The organism is Micromonospora sp. NPDC005171 (assembly GCF_040608575.1).
In the GTDB taxonomy this organism is placed as follows: domain Bacteria; phylum Actinomycetota; class Actinomycetes; order Mycobacteriales; family Micromonosporaceae; genus Micromonospora.
On record NZ_JBEXIM010000018.1, the window covers coordinates 18,740 to 39,090 of the forward strand.

Below are 20,351 nucleotides of genomic sequence, written 5' to 3' on the forward strand. Positions count from 1 at the left end.
GACGACGGGCCTCGTGAAGTACCGGCTAGTACTCAACGAGGAGGATAGTAATGCAGCGATTCCACCGGCTTGTCGCCGCGATCGCCCTGGCAGCGACCGCGACGACCACCGTGGCCGCCTGCGGCGGTGGTGACAACGGGGACAACAGCGACGCCAAGGTTCTGAAGCTCTGGCACTACGAGAGCGAGAACAGCGCCATGGGGATCGGCTGGAACCGGGCGATCGAGATCTTCAAGTCCGAGCACCCGGGCGTCGAGGTGCGCTTCGAGCGCAAGGCGTTCGAGCAGATCCAGCAGAACGCCGGCATGATCATCAATTCGTCCGAGGGCCCGGACATCATGGAGTACAACAAGGGCAACGCGACCGCCGGCCTGCTCTCCTCCCAGGGCCTGCTGGCCGACCTGAGCAGCGAGGCCGACAAGCGCGGTTGGGCCGGCAAGCTCAGCCCCAGCCTGCAGACCACCGCCCGCTACAGCGACAAGGGCGTGATGGGCTCCGGCAAGTGGTTCGGTGTGCCGAACTACGGCGAGTACGTCACTGTCTACTACAACAAGGACCTGTTCCAGCAGAACGGCGTCAAGGTCCCGACCACCATGGCCGAGATGACCGCCGCGATGGACACCTTCGTCGGCAAGGGCGTCACCCCGCTGGGCATGGCCGGCGCCGAGTACCCGGCCGGACAGCTCTTCTACCAGCTCGCGCTCTCCAAGGGCGACCGGCAGTTCGTCGACAACTACCAGCTCTACAAGAACCCTGTCGACTTCAAGGCCGACCCGCTCAAGTACGGCGCGGACACCTTCGCCCAGTGGGTGCAGAAGGGCTACGTCGCGAAGAACTCGGCCAGCCTCAAGGCCGAGGACATGGGCACCGCCTTCATCGGCGGCAAGGTTCCGATGATCGTCTCGGGTAGCTGGTGGTACGGCCGGTTCAAGACCGAGATGAAGGCCAACTGGGACACCTTCCTCTTCCCCGGCAACACCCTGCAGGCCGGCTCCTCCGGCAACCTCTGGGTGGTCCCGGAGAACAGCAAGGCCAAGAGCCTCGCGTACGACTTCATCGACATCACCCTGCGTCCGGAGATCCAGGATCTGATCGGCAACAACGGTGGTGTTCCGGTCGCCGCTGACGCGTCGAAGATCAGTGACCCGAAGGACCGCAAGCTGATCGAGGACTTCAACACGGTCAGCAAGCAGGACGGGCTCGCCTTCTACCCGGACTGGCCGGTCCCCGGCTACTACGACGTGCTGGTCTCCGGCTTCCAGGGTCTGATCAACGGCTCGAAGTCGCCCGACCAGGTCCTGGACACGATCGCCAAGCCGTACGCCGATGGCGTCAAGGAGATCACCGGCAAGTGACACGGCGAGCGGCGGGCGCGACCGGCACGACCGGCGCGCCCGCCCGCCCCGCCGGGAAGGATCTTCCATGGCAGTCTCCGAGACGGTCGCCGCCACACCACCGGCCGCGACCCCCACCCCGCCCGCGCCCAGCCGCAGACGCCGCGGCCGCAACGCGGCGTACTGGCTCTACCTGCTCCCCGGAGCGGCGCTCTTCCTCCTGGTCATCGGCGCGCCGCTGGTCGGCACCCTCTACCTGTCGCTGACCAAGTGGTCCGGCATCGGCGACCCCCGGTGGGTCGGCCTGGACAACTACCAGCAGTTGCTGCACGACGACGTGTTCTGGGCGTCGTTCCGCAACACCGTCTGGATGCTCGTCGCGATGGTGGTGGTGCCCACCGTGCTCGGGCTGCTGCTCGCCGCTGTGCTCTTCGACGTCATCGGCCGCCGGTTCAAGCCCCGCACCGCCGCCGCCCTGCGAGCCGCGTTCTACCTCCCGCAGGTACTGCCCGTCGTGGTGGCCGGCATCGTCTGGGGCTGGATCCTGCGCCCCGACGGCGCGTTCAACAGCCTCCTCGACGCTGTCGGTCTCGGCGCGTTACGCCACGACTGGCTCGGCGACCCGGGCACCGCGCTGCCGGCCGTGATGGCCGTGATGATCTGGGTGCAGATCGGCTACCCGGTGGTCGTCTTCATGGCGGCGTTGCAGCGGGTCGACCCCGAGTTGTACGAGGCGGCCGAGGTCGACGGCGCTAACTGGCTGCACCGGTTCCGGGCGATCACCCTCCCGCAGATCCGGCCGGAGACCTTCGTGGTGGCCCTGACCTGCACCATCGCCGCGTTGAAGGTGTTCGGGCCGATCTTCGCCCTGACCCGGGGCGGTCCGGACAACGCGACGAACGTGCCGTCGTACTTCGCCTACTACACGTTCTTCAAGAAGCTGCAGGTCGGCTACGGCTCCGCGATCTCCATGGTGCTGACGCTGATCATCGTGGTGGTGGCCGGGATCTTCATCTGGATGCAGGCCCGCAGCGAGCGCCGGGACCGGGGGTTCTGAGATGGCCGTCATGCTCACGCCGAGCACCGCGCCGGTGACGCCGGCCCGGCCGGTACGCGATCGACACCACCGTGGCGTCAGCCGCTGGGTGGTGCTCGCCCTGGTCGCCCTCGGCGCGCTCGTCATGCTGGTGCCGTTCGCGTTCATGCTGCTCAACGCGTTCAAGTCGCCCGGCGACTACTCGTCGGGCGGCCCGCTGAGCTGGCCGACGGAGTTCTACACAAAGGGTCTGCGCACCTACTGGACCGCTGTGAACTTCCCGCTCAAGTTCTGGAACTCGGCTGTCATCGCCGGTTCGGTGGCCGTACTCGGCGTCGCCGTGTCGCTGCTCAACGCGTACGCGCTGGGCATCGGCCGGGTCCGCGGCCGGCTGTGGATCGTCGGGCTCTTCCTGCTGGCCAACATGCTGCCGCAGGAGGCGCTGATCTACCCGCTGTACTACGTGGCGAAGCAGGTCGGCCTCTACAACACCCAGCTCTCGGTGATCATCATCTTCACCGTGATCCAGAGCGCGTTCGGCACCTACCTGCTCGCCTCGGTGATGGGCACGTTCCCGCGCTCGCTGCTGGAGGCCGCCGCGCTGGACGGCGCCGGCAAGTGGACGGTGCTGTGGCGGGTGGTCTTCCCCAACCTGCGGCCCACCCTCGCGGTGCTGCTCATCTTCTTCTTCATCTGGACGTGGAACGAGTTCCTCATCCCGCTGGTCATGCTGATCGACAACCAGACGCAGACCATTCCGGTCGCGCTCGCGTCGTTGCAGGGCGACCGGCTGATGGACGCTCCGACCACGAACGCCGGCGCGCTGATCAGCCTGGTGCCGGCCATCCTCTTCTTCCTCATCTTCCAGCGCACTCTGGCGCGCGGCATCACGGCAGGAGCCGAGAAGTGAAGTTCACCGACGGGTACTGGCAGCTGCGCCCCGGCGTCAGCGTCCTGCGCCCCGGCACCGTGGAGTCGGTGGAGCCGGACGAGCGCGGCTTCACCGTCTTCGCACCGACCGGTCAGATCACCGGCCGCGGTGACACCCTCAACCGCCCCCTGGTCACCGTCCGGTTCTTCTCCCCCGCCCCCGGCGTCATCGGGGTGACCATCGCCCACCACACCGGAGGGCTGCCCCGTGAGCCGCACTTCGGGCTGAGCACCGACGAGTCGCACCCGGTCACCGTCGACGTCACCGGGCTCAGCGCGACGCTGACCACCGGCGAGCTGACCGCGCGGGTCGCGCTCATCGACGGGTGGCGGGTCGACTTCCTGCACGGCGACCGGCTGGTCACTGCGTCCACCGCGCGCAGCATCGGCGTCGTCACCGACGCCGAGGGCCGCCGGCACGTACACGAACGGCTCGCCCTCGGTGTCGGTGAGACGGTGTACGGGCTGGGCGAGCGCTTCGGCCCGTTCGTCAAGAACGGGCAAACCGTCGACATCTGGAACGCCGACGGGGGCACCGCCAGCGAGCAGGCGTACAAGAACGTGCCGTTCTACCTCAGCAGCGCCGGCTACGGGGTCTTCGTGGACCACCCGGAGCACGTGTCGTTCGAGGTCGGCTCCGAGGTCGTCACACAGACCCAGTTCAGCGTCGAGGGTCAGTCGCTCACCTACTACGTCATCGACGGGCCCCACCCGAAGGACGTGCTGCGCCGGTACACAGCGCTCACCGGCCGTCCGGCCCGGGTCCCCGCCTGGTCGTACGGGCTCTGGCTGTCCACGTCGTTCACCACCTCGTACGACGAGAAGACCGTGACCGAGTTCGTCGACGGGATGGCCGAGCGCGGGCTGCCGCTGTCGGTCTTCCACTTCGACTGTTTCTGGATGCGTCAGTTCCACTGGGTCGACTTCGTCTGGGACCCGGCGACCTTCCCCGACCCGGAGGGGATGCTGCGCCGGCTGCACGAGCGCGACCTGAAGGTGTGCGTCTGGATCAACCCGTACATCGCGCAGCGCTCGTACCTCTTCGAGGAGGGCCGGGCGGCCGGTTACCTGGTGCGCAACCCCGACGGCTCGGTCTGGCAGTGGGACAAGTGGCAGGCCGGCATGGCGCTTGTCGACTTCACCAACCCGGACGCGGTCGCCTGGTTCACCGGCAAGCTCAAGGCGCTGCTGGACATGGGCGTCGACTGCTTCAAGACCGACTTCGGCGAGCGCATCCCGACCGACGTGGTGTGGCACGACGGCTCGGACCCGCAGCGGATGCACAACTACTACTCGTACCTCTACAACAAGGCCGTCTTCGAGCTGCTGGAGACCGAACGCGGCGAGGGCGAGGCGGTGCTGTTCGCCCGCTCGGCAACCACCGGCGGGCAGCAGTTCCCGGTGCACTGGGGCGGCGACTGCGAGTCGACGTTCGTCGCGATGGCCGAGTCGCTGCGCGGCGGATTGTCCCTGGCGTCGTCCGGCTTCGGCTATTGGAGCCACGACATCGGCGGCTTCGAGGGCACCCCCGACCCGGCGGTGTTCAAGCGGTGGGTCGCCTTCGGGCTGCTCTCCTCGCACTCCCGGCTGCACGGTTCCGGCTCCTACCGGGTGCCGTGGGCGTACGACGAGGAGGCCGTGGACGTGCTGCGGCACTTCACCCACCTCAAGCTCGGCCTGATGCCGTACCTGGCGGCCGCCGCCCAGGAGGCGCACCGCGACGGGACGCCGGTGATGCGGCCGATGTTCCTGGAGTTCCCGGACGACCCGGCGACGGCACACCTGGACCGGCAGTACATGCTCGGCCCGGACGTGCTCGTCGCCCCGGTGCTCAGCGCCGATGGCGACGTCACGTACTACGTACCCGCCGGCACCTGGACGCACCTGGTCACCGGCGCGCAGGTCACCGGCCCGGCCTGGCGGACCGAGAAGCACGACTTCGACAGCCTGCCGGTGCTGGCCCGACCGGGCGCGGTCATTCCGTTCGGCTCGCGCACCGACCGACCGGACTACGAGTGGGCCGACGACGTGCGGCTGCGGGTGTACGCACCGACCGAGGGGCAGCGGACCCGGGTACGGGTACCGTCACCCGGCAACGGACCGGGCGCCGAGTTCGACGTGCGCTACGAGGGTGGGACGGCCAGCGCCGAACTGGTCGCCGGCACCTCGACGGGCTACATCTGCGAGATCCAGGGGACGGAACGATGACGCAACACCACTTCCCGGAAAGCTTCGTCTGGGGCTCGGCGACCGCCGCGTACCAGATCGAGGGCGCGGCGACCGAGGACGGGCGCGGACCGTCCATCTGGGACACCTACAGCCACACACCCGGTCGGACCCTCAACGGTGACACCGGTGACGTGGCCGCCGACCACTACCACCGGTGGGCCGACGACCTCGGGCACATCGCCGACCTGGGGCTCGGCGCGTACCGGTTCTCCATCTCCTGGCCCCGGGTGCAGCCGGGTGGCTCGGGTCGGTTCAACCAGGCCGGCATCGACTTCTACTCACGGCTGGTGGACGGGCTGCTGGAGCGGGGCGTCCGCCCGGTGGCCACCATGTACCACTGGGACCTGCCGCAGGAACTGGAGGACGCCGGCGGGTGGGCGGCGCGGGAGACCGCGCTGCGCTTCCAGGAGTACGCGGCGGGCATCGTCGGCGCGCTGGGCGACCGGGTGCACACCTGGACGACGCTCAACGAGCCGTGGTGCTCCGCGTACCTGGGCTACGCCTCCGGGGTGCACGCGCCGGGTCGGACCGAGCCGGCGGCGGCGCTCGCCGCGGTGCACCACCTCAACCTCGCGCACGGCCTGGCCGGCCGGGTGGTCCGGGAGCTGGCCCCGTCCGCCGAGCTGTCGGTGACGCTGAACCTGCACGTCATCCGGGGCGCGTCCGACTCGGCCGCCGACCAGGACGCGGTCCGGCGGATCGACGCGTTGGCGAATCGGGCGTTCCTCGGCCCGATGCTGGACGGGGAATACCCGGCCGACCTGCTGGCCGACACCGCCTCCGTCACCGACTGGTCGTTCGTCCGCGAGGGCGACGAGAAGCTGATCGCGGTGCCGCTGGACGTGCTCGGGGTCAACTACTACTCCAGCACCCTGGTCCGGGCCTGGGACGGGGTGTCGGCCCGCTCCGACGCCGACGGGCACGGCGCGTCGACCTCGACGCCGTGGGTCGCCGCGGAGAACGTCGACTTCCTGCCGCAGCCCGGCCCGTACACGGCGATGGGTTGGAACATCGACCCGCCGGCGTTGACCGAGTTGCTGCTGCGTCTCCAGCGCGAATACCCCAGCCAGCCCATGATGATCACCGAGAACGGCGCGGCGTTCGACGATGTGGTGTCGGCCGACGGCCGGATCCACGACGACCGGCGGATCGACTACCTGCGTCGGCACATCGGCGCGATGGCCGACGCCCGCGCGCAGGGCGCGGACGTGCGCGGCTACTTCGTCTGGTCGTTGCTGGACAACTTCGAGTGGGGCTACGGCTACGACCGTCGCTTCGGCATCATCCGTGTCGACTACGACACCCAGGTCCGCACCTGGAAGGACAGCGCCCACTGGTACCAGCGCCTCGCCGCCACCGGTGAGCTGGACCAGGCCCCGGAGTAGACACCCCGCTGGGCAGCCCCGTACCGGGGCTGCCCAGCCGCAGGTGGCGCTAGACCCCGACGCGTTGCGGCGGGACGGTGAGGCCGTAGAGCTTCATCAGTTCGGGGGTGTCGATCCGGCTACCGTCGGCCACCGAGTCGCAGGCGATATCGACGATCTGGTCCTTGTGCGCCAACAGGTACGGCCGGGCGCCCACATCGGCGCTGGCCAGCGTGGCGATGCCGGGCCAGTGCCGGCGGCCGAAGAGCATCGGGTAGCCGCGCAACCCGTCGTAGGTGGCGCAGACCAGCACGTCCGGGTACGGCAGCGCGGCCACCCGGCTGACCGCCGCAGCGGTCAGGCCCGGCATGTCGACCGGAACCACCACCACCGCCTCGATCCCCTCGTCGTCCATGGCGGCCAGGCCCGCCCGGATGGACGAGCCGACTCCGGTCCCCCACGCCTTGTTGATCACAACGGTGGACCTACCCAGGTCGGCGGTCTCCTGGACCTGCTCGGCGGCGGCACCCAACACGACCACGATCTGCTCGCAGCCCGCTTCGGTCATCGTGTCGATCATCTGATTGACCAGGGGCTTGCCCCCCTGGTGCAGCAGCGCCTCGGGACCACCGATCCGTCGTCCCCCGCCTGCGGCGATGATCATTCCTGCGATCCGGTTCAGCTGCGCCCCCTCCAGCACGGGACGGACCGTGTCCGATCCGTCCCCTCCTACGGACACTGCAACGAGGACGGCCAGCCGAGGGTGGCGGGGCGAAAAGGAGAAATAGCACAACCGTTATACACCGGACCGTGGCAGAGCCCCCGCACCCTCGCCGCCACCCCCTGCCGGGAATCGTTGATCAAGTGATGAAAAGTAGGTCAGGAGAGCTCCCGGAACCTACTTTCCATCACTTGATCATGGTGAGAGCGGCGATCAGGCCGCGTCGGCGTAGCAGTCGACGATGGACAGATCCAGCGGAAACCGGACCGGCGTCGCACCGAAGAGCAGGGCGGAGGCACGCTCGCCCGACCGGTTGACAGCCTCGGCGACCGCGTCCGCCTGACCGGCCGGCGCGTGCACGACCACCTCGTCGTGCTGGAAGAAGACCAGCTCGGCGTCGGTGCCGGACAACTCGGTGCGCAGTGTGGCCAGCAACGTGGAGGCCCACTCCGCCGCCGTGGCCTGGATGACGAAGTTGCGGGTGAAGCGCCCCCGGGACCGGGCGGCGCGCGCCCGCGGACTGTGCGGATCACCTGCCCCCTCCGGATCGGAGGGCTCGTCGTCGAGATCACCGAACCCGGCCGAGCCGGGCGGGCACGTGCGCCCCAGCCAGGACCGCACCAATCCACCCGTCTCACCGGTGCGCGCGGCCGCCTCGACGTAACCGAACGCCGTCGGGTAACTGCGCTTGAGCACCGCCAACGCGGGCACCGCGGCCCCGCCGGTCTGCCCGTACATCGCGCCGAGCAGGGCCACCTTGGCCTTGGCCCGGTCACCGCCGAACGAGTCCCGGGCCAGGGCCGCGTAGAGGTCACCGGCACCGCCCGCCACCGCCAGCCGCGCATCGCCGGAGACCGCGGCCAGCACCCGAGGCTCCAACTGGCCGGCGTCGGCGACCACCAACCGCCAGCCCGGATCGGCCACCACCGCCCGCCGGATCACCTTGGGGATCTGCAGGGCGCCACCACCCCGGGTGGCCCACCGGCCGGAGACGACGCCAGCCGGCACGTACTCCGGTTGGAACCGGCCGCCGCGCACCCACTGATCGAGCCAGGCCCAGCCGTGCGCCGTCCAGATCCGGTAGAGCTCCTTGTATTCCAGCACCAGCGGCACCGCCGGATGGTCCACCCCGCGCAGCACCCAGGCCCGGGTGTTGGGCAGCTCCACCCCGGCCCGGGCGAACGCCTTCAGCAGCTCGGCCGGGGAGTCGGTGTGCAGACCGCGTACGCCGAGGGCGTCGGCGATCCGGGCGGCCAGCTCGGCGAGTCGGCGTGGCGGACCACCGACCGGGGACGCCTCACCGAGCAGCTCGTGCAGGATCTCGTTGTGCACGTCGGCACGCCAGGGCAGCCCGGCGACGCCCATCTCCACAGCGATCAGCGCCCCGGCCGACTCGGCGGCCACCAGCAACCGGAACCGGCCGGGGTGCTCGGTCGCGGCGACCCGGGCGAGCTGGTCGGCGTACACCTGGGTCAGCGCCTCGATGCCCGGGCCCGGCGGACCGGGCAGGGTGTCGAAGAGCGCGCCCTGCCCGTGCCCGGGTGGCGCGGCGGCGCGCGGCGGTGGGTCCGACGGCACCGCCGCGCCGGTCAGCCGGGCCCAGGCGGCGGCCAGTGAGCGGGGCTCGCCCCAGCGGCCCGCGTGCCCGAGCAGCAACGCCTCGGTCAACTCCACGTCGTGACACCGATCGACCCGGACGCCGGCGCGCAGCAGCGTCGGGTAGAGCGCCGTTGTGGTCGACCAGACCCAGCGCGGGTGCCCGGCGGCCTCGCGGGCGGCGACCGCGGCGACCAGGTCGGTGACGACCTCGGCCGGGCCGGTCGGCCGGCCGGTGGCGTCCAGCGGGCACAGCACTCCCCCACCCCGCTCGTCGGACACCACCGCCACCAGCACGAACGCGATTCTGCCTGTCCCGTGCGACAGGAATGGAGGCGCACCTCACCGTGCTCGGGTCGGTGGGGTGTCGGAGCCGGTCGGTAGCGTGACCAGGTGCCTCCGCAGATCCCGCATCCCGATCCTGGCACTCCCGACACCCGCGGTCCGATGCGCTACCTCTGGTGGCTGGTCCGCTGCCAACCCTGGCGGGTGCTGCGCGGCAGCCTGATCGGCACGGCCTGGATGATCGGGCTCTCGGCCCGGCCCTATTTGATCGCCCGCGCTGTCGATGACGGGCTGCGCGAACGCGACACCCAGGCCCTGGCGCTCTGGGTCGCGGCGATCGTCGTCGCGGGCGTGGCCCTGTCCTACCTGGGCATCATGCGGCACCGCACGATGACCTTCATCCGGGAGGACGCCAAGGCCCGCTCGGCGGAGGTTCTGCTGCGCCACCTGTCCCGCATCGGCGCGGTGCTGCCGCGCCGGGTCGGGGCGGGCGAGGTGTCGACCATCGGCGGCTCGGACATCGACTGGACGGCGCAGGCGCTGACGCTTACCGGGCCGGGCGTCGGCGCCGTCGTCGCGTACGGGGTCATCGCCGTGGTGCTCTGGTCGATCTCCCCGATGCTCGCGCTCTGCGTGCTGGTGGGGGTGCCGGCGGTCGGTTTGGTCGTGGGGCCGCTGCTGCGCCGCCTGGAGCGGGCCGAATCGGTCTACCGCCGGCAACAGGGCGCGCTCACCGCCCGATCCGGAGACATCGTGGCCGGGCTGCGGGTGCTCGCCGGGGTGGGCGGCCGGGACCTGTTCGCCCGGCGGTATGCGGCCCGGTCCCAGGAGCTACGCGCCGAGGGCTACCGGGTCGGCGCGGTCAACAGCTGGATCGACGCGGTGACCGTCGCCATCCCCGGGTTGTTCCTGGCTGCCGTGGTGTGGCTGACGGCCCGCATGGCGGTGACCGGTGACGTCACGATCGGCGAGCTGGTCGCCGTCTACGGCTACGTGGCCACCCTGGTCGTGCCGGTCTGGTTCCTCCTTGAGGGCAGTTACGTGCTGATCCGAGGGCGGGTTGCCGCCCGGCGGATCGCCGACCTGCTCACCGTGACACCTGACGACGTCGGCGGCCCGGGTCGCCGGTGGCCGGGTTCCCGACCCGAGGCACGCCGGCCGGGTTCGGTGCCCGAGGCACGCCGGCCGGGTGACTCGGCCGCGCCGGACGGCCCGGCCGACCTGCACGACCCGCTGACCGGCCTGACCGTGCGCGCCGGCCGGCTGACCGGCGTGGCGGCGGACGACCCGGCGGCGGCCGTGGCGCTGGCCGACCGGCTCGGCCGATACGTCGTCAGCGGCGTCACCTGGGGCGGCGTACCGCTGCGCGAGGTCGCCCTGGACGAGGTCCGCGCGCGGATCCTCGTCGCCGACCACGACTCGTACCTCTTCGCCGGCACGCTGCGCGACATCCTGCGAGCGGGGGCCGACGACGATGACGAACGGATCGGCGCTGCCCTGCGGACCGCCTCGGCGCAGGACATCGTCGACGCCCTGCCCGCCAGGCTGGGCACCCCGATCGACGCCCGAGCCCGGACGCTCTCCGGCGGTCAACGCCAACGGGTCCGGCTGGCCCGGGCGCTGCACGCCGAGCCGGAGGTGCTGATCCTCGTCGACCCGACATCGGCGGTGGACGCGCACACCGAGGCGCGGATCGCCGAGCGGCTGCGGGCCGCGCGGGCCGGGCGGACCACAGTGCTGATCGCCACGTCCCCGCTGCTGCTCGGCCGGGCCGACCTGGTCGCGCACCTCAGCAACGGACGGATCACCGCCACCGGCAGCCACGCCGACCTGCTCGACAACGACCCGGCCTACCGGCACCTGGTGGCCCGCGGCAGCGAGGAGGCGTACCTGTGAGCCGGCTGCCGGTGGCCGACCGCGGCACCGTACGCCAGGCCCTGCGGGGCATGATCAGCCGGCACCGGCGCGCCGTCGGAGTGGTGCTGGCGCTGCACAGCGCCGCAGCGGTCGCCGGGCTCGCCCCGCCGTGGCTGCTGGGCACCATCGTCGACCGGGTCACCGCGGGCGCGGAGGTGGCCACTGTGGACCGGCTGGCACTGGCCATCGCCGGCTGCGTCGTGGTCAGCGCCCTGCTCTCCCGCTACGCCCAGTACGCCGGTCACCGCTTCGGCGAACGCGCCGTGGCCGAGCTGCGCGAGGAGTTCGTCTCCCGGACTCTCGGGCTGCCCGTCTCGGTCGTCGAGAGTGCCGGCTCCGGGGACCTGGCCACCCGCAGCTCGGTCGACGTGTCGACGGTCGGCACCACCGTCCGGGACGTGGTGCCCACCATCGTCATCGCCACCGTGCAGTTGACGTTGCTGTTCGGGGCGATCTTCCTGCTGCACCCGCTGCTCGGGTTGGCCGCGCTGGCCGGGCTCCCGTCGATCGTGGCGGTGACCCGCTGGTACCTGCGCCGGGCCAGCTCCGCGTACCTCAGCGAGGGCGCTGCGGCGGCCGAACTGACCGAGACGCTGACCACCACCGCCGAAGGCGCGCGCACTGTGGAGGCGCTGCGGCTGGCCGACGACCGGATCCGGCACGGCACCAACCGCGTCACACTGGTGTGGCAGGCCCGCCGGGCGACCCTCGCGCTGCGTACCGTGTTCTTCTCGGTCGTCGAGGCAAGCTATCCGCTGCCGGTCGCCATGGTGCTGCTCGTCGGCGGCAACCTGCTCTCCCGGGACATGGTGTCGCTCGGCGCGGTGGTCGCCGCAGCGCTCTACCTGCAACAGGCGATCGACCCGTTGGACCGGCTGTTGCAGTGGACCGAGCAGGCGCAGCGCGGCTTCGCGTCGTACGCCCGGGTGCTCGGCGTCGGCATGGTCCCGCCGGAACCACCCGGCACGACCGCCTCGTCACGGGGTGAGCGGCTCGTCGTCCGGGGGGCGCGGTTCTCCTACTCGGACGGGCCGGACGTGCTGCACGGCATCGACCTGGAGGTGCAGCCCGGTGAGCGGCTGGCAGTGGTCGGCCCGTCCGGCGCCGGCAAGTCCACCCTGGCGCGGCTGCTGGCCGGGATCGACGCGCCACGGCACGGCGTGGTCAGCATCGGCGGCTGCCCGGTCACCGACCTCGACCCGGCCGAGCGACGCCGCCGGATCGCCCTGGTCACCCAGGAGCACCACGTCTTCATCGGCTCGGTGCGCGACAACCTCTCCTTCGCCGCGCCCGACGTGTCCGACGAACAGATGCGCGCCGCGCTCGCCACGGTCGGTGCCGACTGGTTCGCCGAACTCCCCGACGACCTGGACACCCCGCTCGGCGACGGGGCCCGTCAACTCGGTGCGGCCGAGGCCCAGCAGCTCGCGCTGGCCCGGTTGGTGCTCGCCGACCCGCACACGCTGATCCTGGACGAGGCGACCGCCGCGCTCGATCCGTCCACCGCGCGGCGGACCGAGCGGGCGCTGGCCGCGGTGCTGGTCGGGCGGACCGTCATCGCGATCGCGCACCGACTCAACACCGCGCACGACGCCGACCGGGTCGCCGTGCTGGCCGACGGCCGGATCACCGAGATCGGCAGCCACGACGAGCTGGTCGCGGCCGGTGGCGCGTACGCCGCCCTGTGGCGCTCCTGGCACACCCGCGTCGATGAGCGGTGAGGCGTCCTACTTCACCGCTCCGGAGGTGAGGCCGGCCTGGATCTGCCGTTGGAAGACCGCGTACACGATGATCATCGGGAGGATGGCGATGGTCAGCGCGGCGAACAACCCGGACCAGTCGGCCTCGTAGCCGGCGTTGACCGAGATGTCGGCGATGCCCTGGGTGAGCACCCATTTGTCCTTGGCGTTGGAGAGCAGCACCAACGGGAGTTGGTACTGCGCCCACTGACCGATGATGTTGAAGATCGCGACGCTGATCAGGCCCGGCTTCGCCATCGGCATCATCACCTGGAAGAACAGCCGGCTGTGCCCGCAGCCGTCGATCATCCCCGCCTCGGCCACCGACGACGGCAGCGTCTTGAAGAACGCGGCAAGGAAGAACACCGTGAACGGCAACGAGTACGCGGTGTAGACCAGCACCACGCCGGTGTGGGTGTCCAGCAGACCCAGGTTCTTCACCACGAAGAAGAGCGGCACCAGCGCCAGGAAGACCGGGAAGGCCAACCCGGAGACGAAGAGGAAGTAGACCGCCCGGTTGCCCCAGAACCTGTAGCGGGCCAGCACGTACGCGGCCATCGAGCCGAGCAGCATGGTGAGGAACGTGCTGCAGGACACCACGATCACGCTGTTGAGAAAGTACCGCCCGACGTGCGCCTTGGTCCAGGCCCGGGAGAAGTTCTCCCAGCGCAGCTCGGCCGGGAGCGTCCACGGGCTGCTGAAGATCTCGCTGGTGTTCTTGAACGCGGCGAGGAAGGTCCAGAGGATCGGCACGATGACGATCACCGCCCACACGGCGAGCGCGACGTGCCCCAGGCCGGCGAAGAACCGTACCTCCGAGCGGGGGCCCTTGCGCCCCGGCCCGGCGGGGGCGGACGGGTCACCGGTCTTCGGCGGTAGCGCCGCCGGGGTCGGCGGCAGCGTCGACTGCGGATTCATCAGTACTCCACGCTTTCCCGCTTGGTGAGCCGCAGCGTCAGCGCCGCGAACGTGAGGGTGAGGAAGAACAACGCCACGCCCATCGCCGAGGCGTAGCCGTACTTCGAGTAGACGAACGCGTTGCGGTAGATCTCCATGGCCAGCACGGTGGTGGCGCCGTCCGGGCCGCCACCGTCCACCGAGAGCACCGCCACGATGGCGAACGCGTCGAACGCCGCGATCCCGAGGTACACCCAGGCCACCTGGAGGGTGTCCCACAGCAGCGGCAGGGTGACCCGGAAGAACAGGGTCACCTTCGTCGCCCCGTCCATCTCGGCGGCCTCGTAGATCTCACCGGGGATGGAGGCCATCCCCGCCGAGAAGAGCACCACGTAGAAGCCGACCGCCTGCCACACCAGCACCGCGATGATCGACCAGAGGGCCAGGTTCGGCTTGATGAGGAAGAGGACCGGCTCCAGGCCGAACTTCATCAGCACGCCGTTGATCAGGCCGGACTCGTTCGGCCGGTACACCATCTGGAACAGCACCGCGATGATCGCCACCGCCAGGACCTGGGGGAAGAAGAACACCACCCGGTAGAACTTCGCCCCCCAGACCCCCTGGCGTTGCCCGCCGCTGCTCTTGCCGCCCACGTTGAGCAGGAAGGCGAAGAACAGGGCGATGGCGATGGTGATCAGCGGCAGGGCAAGCAGCAGTACGCCGTGGTGCTGGACCGCCTTCCAGAAGGCGCCGTCGTCGAGCAGCCTCCGGTAGTTGTCGAAGCCCACCCACTGCGGGGCGGAAAGCCCCCGCCAGTTGGTCATCGAGATCTGGAACGCCTGCGCGTACGGCCAGATCACGAATGTCACGTACAGCGCGACCGGGGCGAACAGGAACCCGATCACGAATGGATACTTGCCGTGCCGCATGACCCTAGCTCCGATCGATCAGCGCTTGAACTTGGTGACGGAGCTGTCCTTCTTGATGGCGTCGGCGCGCTTCTGGATCCGCTCCACGAAGGCGTCCGCGTTGATCCGGCCGAACATCAGCTCGTTGGTGGCGGTACGCGCCTCCGTGTCGAGCTCCTTGTACCAGTTGTCGAAGAGCATGTTGAACACGTCCTTACCGGCTGCCTTCAGGGCCATCTGCGCGCTGGCCACACCCGGCGGGAACTGGAAGCCCTCGCTGCCGGCCGGGACGACCGTGGCCGCACCGACGGTCTCGGTGAAGCCCCGGGCGCCCGCCTTCGACAGCATCTGGCGCATGTACTCCAGGCCGCCACGCGGGTTCTTGCTCTTGGACGAAACGAAGTATCCCTCGCCACCGGCCGCCCGGATAGCGGCCGCCGGCAGCTTGTCCGACGCGGTGAGGCTGGGCACCGGCATGAGCTGGTAGGTGAAGCCCGCCGGCGTGTCCTTCTTCTGCTCGTTCTCCAGCCAGTCGCCGGACGGGTAGAAGGCGACCTTGCCCTGGTTCTGTCGCAGCTGCACGTCGGTGTGCTTGAGCCCCTCGAAGCTCTTGTCCGAGTACTTCGCGCCGATCTCCGCCCATGCCTCCGCGGCCTGCTTGACAGCGTCCTGCTTCCAGGCGCCGTCCTCCAGGTTGTCGATGTTTTTCAGGACGTCGGCGCCGCCGATCTTCGCGGCCTGGGTGAGGATCACGTTCCACTGGTAGTAGGCCGCGTTCGCCCCGGCATAGCCGTACGGGGTGATGCCCTTGGCCTTGATCTGCTCACAGAGCGCCTTGAACTGGTCGAAGTTGGTAGGCGCGGTCCAGCCGTTGTCCTTGAAGAGCTTGCCCGAGTACCAGATGCCGTAGACGGTCGACACGTAGTACAGGACGAACGGCTTGCGCTGCCCGTCGGCCGTACTGAACATGCCCTGCTCGACGATGCCCGGGATGACGGTGTCGCGGACCTTCTTGCTCGGGTCGTCGACCGACGGCGCGTCCCACAGCTCGGTGAGATCCTGCAGCTGGCCGTCGTTGACGAGCGCACCGAAGTCGAGGAACTTCTCGCCCGAGTTGTTCACGAACTCCGGCGGGTTGCCGGAGGCGAACCGCGGCTGGAGCACGGTGGAGACGGCCTGGGTGGCCTGGTGCTTGATCTCCGCCTTGGGGAACGCCGTCTTGTACAGCGGCTCGTGCACGTCGGTGGCGTACTTCTCGCCGTAGCCACCGTTGAAGATGACCACCTCGATCGCGGCGTCCTCCTTGACGCCCAGCGGGTTCTTCTCGCTCTTGGTGCCGCCGGCGACCTGCTCGTTGTCACCGTCGCTGCCGCTGGTGGCGCAGGCGCTGAGCAGGCCGATGGCCGGAGTGGCGAGCATGCCCACGGCGGCGGCGCGGCGCAGCACCGTGCGACGGTCGAGTGCGGCCGGGTGTTCGGGGGTAATCGACATCGTCGTGTCTCCTTGTGGAATTCGGGTCATGCGGTACGCCGGAGACGTCCGGCGTACCGCGACTCGAGGGCGAGGTTGTGCTCGTCCCCGCCGGGGACGTTGGCGGAGAGGTAGATAGGGGGTACCTCCCCGGCCTGGTGGAACCGTCGTACGACCTCAGCGGTCAGCAACTGCGCCAGCAGCGCGGTGGTGACCGAGGAGACCGCACAGACCGCGCCGCCGCCCTCGAGCGGCAGCAGTGCATCGCCGTACGGCGCGCCATTGTCCAGCACGACGTCGGCGAGGTCGGCGAGCCGATGCCCGGACGGGTGCCGTGGAGCCACCCGTGCGGTGTGCTCGACCGAGGTGACCGCGATCAACGGGTGACCGCGCTCGGTGACCAGCGCCGCCAGCTCGACCACCGAGCCGTTGATGCCGGACTGGGACGCCACCACGAACACGTCGCGCGGCTGGGGTGCCGCGAGCGCGTAGATCTGGTGGGCGATGGAGGGATCACGTTCCAACTTGGGGTCGGCGAGCACGTCACGCGGGGCGTCACCGTGCATCACCAGGTCCCGTACCGAGAGCCGGTTGGTGGGGACCAGCCCGCCGGCCCGGGCGACCAGCTCGGCGGCGAACGCCTCCGAGTGCCCGGCGCCGAACGCCTGGAGCACGCCGCCGTCGCGCAGGCTGTCGGCGATCAGGTCGGCGGCCCGGGTGATCCCGTCGGCCTCCGAGTCGAGCAGCCGGTCGAGCACCGGGCGGACGGCGTCCGCGTACCCCTGGGCGCTGATCATGAGAGGGCTCCCTTCGCTGCCTTGTGCCCGTCGACTGCCTGCGCGGTCCGCCGGAAGGCCGCGTGCGCGCGGTCGTGGGTGCGTTGGGCGACGGCGATGTAGAGCAGGTCGAGCACCACCAACTGGGGGTGCCTGGCGGAGAGCGCGTCCGGTCGGAAGGTGGTCGCCTGGCTGGCCGTGAGCAGCACGATGTCGGCCAGTTCGGCCAACGGTGAGCGGGGGAAGCCGGTGAGCGCGAGTGTGGTGGCGCCCCGGCTGCCCGCCTCGGCGAGCATCTCGATCGTCTCCCGGGTCTGCCCGGTGTGCGAGATGCCGAGCGCCACGTCCCCCGATCGCAGCAACGCGGCGCTGGCCAATCCCTCGTGCACGTCGTTCCACGCCCACGCCGCCACACCGATGCGGTGCAGGCTGAACTGCATCTCCTCGCCGACCAGGGCGCTGCCGCTGGCGCCGAAGATGTTCACCCGGCTGGCGCCGGCGATCGCCACCGCGGCCCGCTCCACCTCGGCGAGGTCCAGCAGGGTGGCGGTGTCGTGCATGGCCCGGGTGTCGGCGGCCATGATCTGGTCGAGCACCCGGGCGAGCGGGTCACTCGGCTGGATCTCCCGTCCGATGTCGACGGTCCACCCGGCCGAGCGCGCCCGGCCGGTCTCGGAGGCGATGCCCAGTCGCAGGTCGGCGTATCCCTCGAAGCCCATCGCCCGGCAGAAGCGGGTGATGGTCGCCGGTGAGGTGCCGCTGCGCTCGGCCAGCTCGACGATTGTCGAGCGGGCGGCGGCCTCCGGGTCGCTGAGCACGTGCTCGGCGACCCGGCGCAGGGCGCCGGTCAACTCACCGAGCCCGTTGCGGACCCGGGCCAGGACCCCGTCGGAGGCCGAGGTCCTCCGGTCGGTCACAGAGGCGTCGACCACCGCGGTCCCCGCGACGGTGTCCACCTCGTGATCAACCATGAGCCGCCTCAACTTTCCGAAAAGACTGTTAACTGTTAGTGGTAAAAGTTCTTACTGAACGGCCCTCTGTGTCAAGACTGTGGGCGAAGTTTTCAAACTGTTACCTGCTGCACAGCCCCGCACGCCCGCTGGAACTTGCCCCACACGACCCCGCCGACCAGCATGAACAAGCCAGATCGCCGCGCTGCGCAAGGAGACTCGTGCCGATGTCCGACACCATCGTGGTGGGTCTCGATGTCGGCGGTACGTCCACCCGGGCGACCGCCCTCACCCTCGCCGGGCACCGCGTCGGCACCGGCCGCGCCGGCGGCGGCAACCCCACCAGTCACGGCGCCGAACGCGCCGCCGCCGAACTGCTGACCGCCCTCCGCGAAGCGCTCACCGACCTCGACCCGGCCCGGGTGGCCGCCGGCACCATCGGGCTCGCCGGAGCCGGCCGGCTGCTCGCCGATCCGGCCGGGCGGGCCGCCTTCGACAGGGCCTGGCACGACGCCGGCCTGCGCTGCCCGTACGAGGTGCACGGCGACGCCCTGGTCGCGTACGCCTCCGGCACTGCCGCCCCGGACGGAACCATCCTCATCGCCGGCACCGGCGCCATCACCGCGCAGGTCCACGAGCTGCGGCTCGACCGGGTCGCCGACGGTCACGGCTGGCTCCTCGGCGACGCCGGCTCGGGCTTCTGGCTCGGCCGGGAAGCGGTACGCCGCCTGCTCGCCGACCTCGACGCGGGGCGCACCCCCGGGGCGCTGGCCACGACCGTACTCACCGAACTGCTGGGCAGCGCCGACATCGCCGCCCGCCCCCGGGACACCGTCGACGCCGCCATCCAGGCGGTGACCCGTCGACCCCCCGTCGAACTGGCCCGGCTCGCACCGCTTGTCGTCGACGCCGCCGCCCACCACGACCCGGTCGCGACCGCGCTGATCACCGAAGCCGCCGCGCACCTGACCGAGAGCGTGAGCCGCATCCGCCCCGCCGGGGCAGTGACGCCGATCGTGCTCGGCGGCGGCCTGCTCACCGCTGACACGCCTCTCGCCGCCGCCGTCCGGGCCGAGATCGCGCGACACTGGCCGGACGCGCCACTGCGCACCGCCGGAGACGGGGCCGCCGCCGCAGCCTGGCTGGCCGCCCGTGGCCTACGCGAGGTGACCGACCCGGCCGCCCTGCACGCCCGCCTCTTCCCCACCCCCTGAAGCCCTCGGCGCGGGTGCGGTCTCGGCACCCGCCTCCGGTTGGGGCATTGCGCCAGAGCCCGCCACCCACCAGGGAATCACCGAGTATATTTGCTTGTTCAAGCAACCAAATACTGACGGGTTCGACGAGAGGTTCAGCCGTTCCGCGTCACGACATTTAAGGTAGGAACCGGAGGTACTGACATGAACCGTCTCAAAGGGCGCGCCGCCCTGGTCACCGGCTCGACGAGCGGAATTGGGCGCGGTGTGGCGGAGGCGATGGCCCGCGAAGGCGCCGTCGTCGTCGTGACCGGACTTGGCGCGGAGCAGGGTGCTCAAATCGTCGACGGAATCGTCGCGGAGGGCGGCATCGCGCACTTCGTCGAGGCAGACCTCTCCGCGGGTGCCTCCGAGATCCGCCGCCTTGCACAGGAGGCGACAGCCCTGGCGGGTCGGCCGATCGACATCCTGGTCAACAATGCGGCCTTTCTCGTGCCGCCTCACCCCATGACCGAGTCGACCGAGGAACAGATCGACAAGGTGCTGGAGGTCAACATCAAGGCCCCGTACCTTCTGACGGCAGCCCTGGTGCCCGGCATGGTGGAGCACGGCGGCGGCTCTGTGATCAACATCGGCTCGATCGGCGGCGTGGACGGAATCAAGTTCACCTCGCTGTACGGCGCCAGCAAGGCAGGCCTGCACTCGCTGACGAGGTCGTGGGCCGCGGAGCTGGCCGCTGACGGTGTGCGGGTGAACACCGTCGCCCCAGGACCCACCATCACGCAGGGGAACGAAGACCTCCGCCCTCTCCTGGAGAAGCTCGCCGAGAGCAACCCGGACAGGCGTACGGGCAACGTGCAGGACACCGCCGCGGCAGTGATCTTCCTCGCCAGTGAGGACGCGTCACACATCCACGGTGTACTCCTCCCCGTGGACGGCGGGGCCCTCGCGATCTGAGGACAGGCCGGCCTGGCGCGTCGGCGCCGAGCCTCCGCGAGTAGCCCTC

16 protein-coding genes are annotated in these 20,351 nt (G+C 70.4%); 9 read left to right on the forward strand and 7 right to left on the reverse strand.

The features are described 5' to 3' along the window. Positions 1–50 precede the first annotated feature (50 nt). The 5 genes from ABZU74_RS21025 (at position 51) to ABZU74_RS21045 (ending at position 6,914) form a co-directional block, all read left to right on the forward strand. Positions 51–1,355: an extracellular solute-binding protein gene (locus ABZU74_RS21025; protein ID WP_355426313.1), complete on the forward strand. Its 1,305-nt coding sequence runs from the start codon at positions 51–53 to the stop codon at positions 1,353–1,355. 67 nt (positions 1,356–1,422) lie between these two features. After that, on the forward strand, positions 1,423–2,391 hold the full coding sequence (locus ABZU74_RS21030) for a sugar ABC transporter permease (protein ID WP_355426316.1): 969 nt from the start codon (positions 1,423–1,425) through the stop codon (positions 2,389–2,391). 1 nt (position 2,392) lies between these two features. Continuing rightward, entirely contained in the window at positions 2,393–3,280 is an 888-nt protein-coding gene (locus ABZU74_RS21035; protein WP_355426319.1) for a carbohydrate ABC transporter permease, read from the forward strand. After that, positions 3,277–5,508 carry an alpha-xylosidase gene (gene yicI, locus ABZU74_RS21040; protein ID WP_355426322.1) on the forward strand — a complete coding sequence of 744 codons (2,232 nt, stop codon included), beginning with the start codon at positions 3,277–3,279 and terminating at the stop codon, positions 5,506–5,508. The genes ABZU74_RS21035 and yicI overlap by 4 nt, the downstream gene beginning before the upstream one ends. After that, positions 5,505–6,914: a GH1 family beta-glucosidase gene (locus tag ABZU74_RS21045; RefSeq protein WP_355426324.1), complete on the forward strand. Its 1,410-nt coding sequence runs from the start codon at positions 5,505–5,507 to the stop codon at positions 6,912–6,914. The genes yicI and ABZU74_RS21045 overlap by 4 nt, the downstream gene beginning before the upstream one ends. Before the next feature lie 49 nt (positions 6,915–6,963). Here the strand turns inward: ABZU74_RS21045 and ABZU74_RS21050 are convergent, their stop codons facing one another. Together ABZU74_RS21050 and ABZU74_RS21055 are read right to left on the reverse strand one after the other, a co-directional pair. Further along, positions 6,964–7,557 (reverse strand): nucleotidyltransferase family protein, encoded by a 594-nt coding sequence (locus ABZU74_RS21050; RefSeq protein ID WP_355426492.1) that lies wholly within the window; start codon positions 7,555–7,557, stop codon positions 6,964–6,966. 270 nt (positions 7,558–7,827) lie between these two features. Beyond that, entirely contained in the window at positions 7,828–9,537 is a 1,710-nt protein-coding gene (locus tag ABZU74_RS21055; protein WP_355426495.1) for a bifunctional 3'-5' exonuclease/DNA polymerase, read from the reverse strand. A gap of 120 nt (positions 9,538–9,657) precedes the next feature. Here ABZU74_RS21055 and ABZU74_RS21060 point away from each other — a divergent pair, with 120 nt between their 5' ends. Continuing rightward, entirely contained in the window at positions 9,658–11,391 is a 1,734-nt protein-coding gene (locus tag ABZU74_RS21060; RefSeq protein ID WP_355426497.1) for an ABC transporter ATP-binding protein, read from the forward strand. Between the two features lie 50 nt (positions 11,392–11,441). Then, complete coding sequence (locus tag ABZU74_RS21065) at positions 11,442–13,133, forward strand: ABC transporter ATP-binding protein (RefSeq protein ID WP_355426500.1); 1,692 nt, start codon at positions 11,442–11,444, stop codon at positions 13,131–13,133. Between the two features lie 6 nt (positions 13,134–13,139). On the opposite strand, the gene ABZU74_RS21070 is transcribed toward ABZU74_RS21065, so the two are convergent. The 5 genes from ABZU74_RS21070 to ABZU74_RS21090 are packed head-to-tail and all read right to left on the reverse strand — an operon-like array spanning position 13,140 to position 18,173. Continuing rightward, entirely contained in the window at positions 13,140–14,069 is a 930-nt protein-coding gene (locus ABZU74_RS21070) for a carbohydrate ABC transporter permease (protein WP_355426327.1), read from the reverse strand. Next, positions 14,069–14,977: a sugar ABC transporter permease gene (locus ABZU74_RS21075; RefSeq protein ID WP_238660884.1), complete on the reverse strand. Its 909-nt coding sequence runs from the start codon at positions 14,975–14,977 to the stop codon at positions 14,069–14,071. The genes ABZU74_RS21070 and ABZU74_RS21075 overlap by 1 nt, the downstream gene beginning before the upstream one ends. Positions 14,978–14,995: 18 nt before the next feature. Continuing rightward, positions 14,996–16,447, reverse strand: a complete 1,452-nt coding sequence (gene ngcE / locus ABZU74_RS21080; RefSeq protein ID WP_355426330.1) for an N-acetylglucosamine/diacetylchitobiose ABC transporter substrate-binding protein — start codon at positions 16,445–16,447, stop codon at positions 14,996–14,998. A gap of 26 nt (positions 16,448–16,473) precedes the next feature. After that, positions 16,474–17,223, reverse strand: coding sequence for an SIS domain-containing protein (locus ABZU74_RS21085; RefSeq protein WP_091403970.1), 750 nt, complete (start codon positions 17,221–17,223; stop codon positions 16,474–16,476). Then, positions 17,220–18,173 carry a MurR/RpiR family transcriptional regulator gene (locus tag ABZU74_RS21090; protein ID WP_355426334.1) on the reverse strand — a complete coding sequence of 318 codons (954 nt, stop codon included), beginning with the start codon at positions 18,171–18,173 and terminating at the stop codon, positions 17,220–17,222. The genes ABZU74_RS21085 and ABZU74_RS21090 overlap by 4 nt, the downstream gene beginning before the upstream one ends. 206 nt (positions 18,174–18,379) lie before the next feature. Between ABZU74_RS21090 and ABZU74_RS21095 the strand changes: the two genes are divergently transcribed. Both ABZU74_RS21095 and ABZU74_RS21100 read left to right on the forward strand, forming a co-directional pair. Then, positions 18,380–19,366 carry a BadF/BadG/BcrA/BcrD ATPase family protein gene (locus tag ABZU74_RS21095; protein WP_355426337.1) on the forward strand — a complete coding sequence of 329 codons (987 nt, stop codon included), beginning with the start codon at positions 18,380–18,382 and terminating at the stop codon, positions 19,364–19,366. A 183-nt stretch (positions 19,367–19,549) separates the two neighbouring features. Next, positions 19,550–20,302, forward strand: coding sequence for an SDR family oxidoreductase (locus ABZU74_RS21100; protein ID WP_355426340.1), 753 nt, complete (start codon positions 19,550–19,552; stop codon positions 20,300–20,302). Positions 20,303–20,351 lie beyond the last annotated feature (49 nt).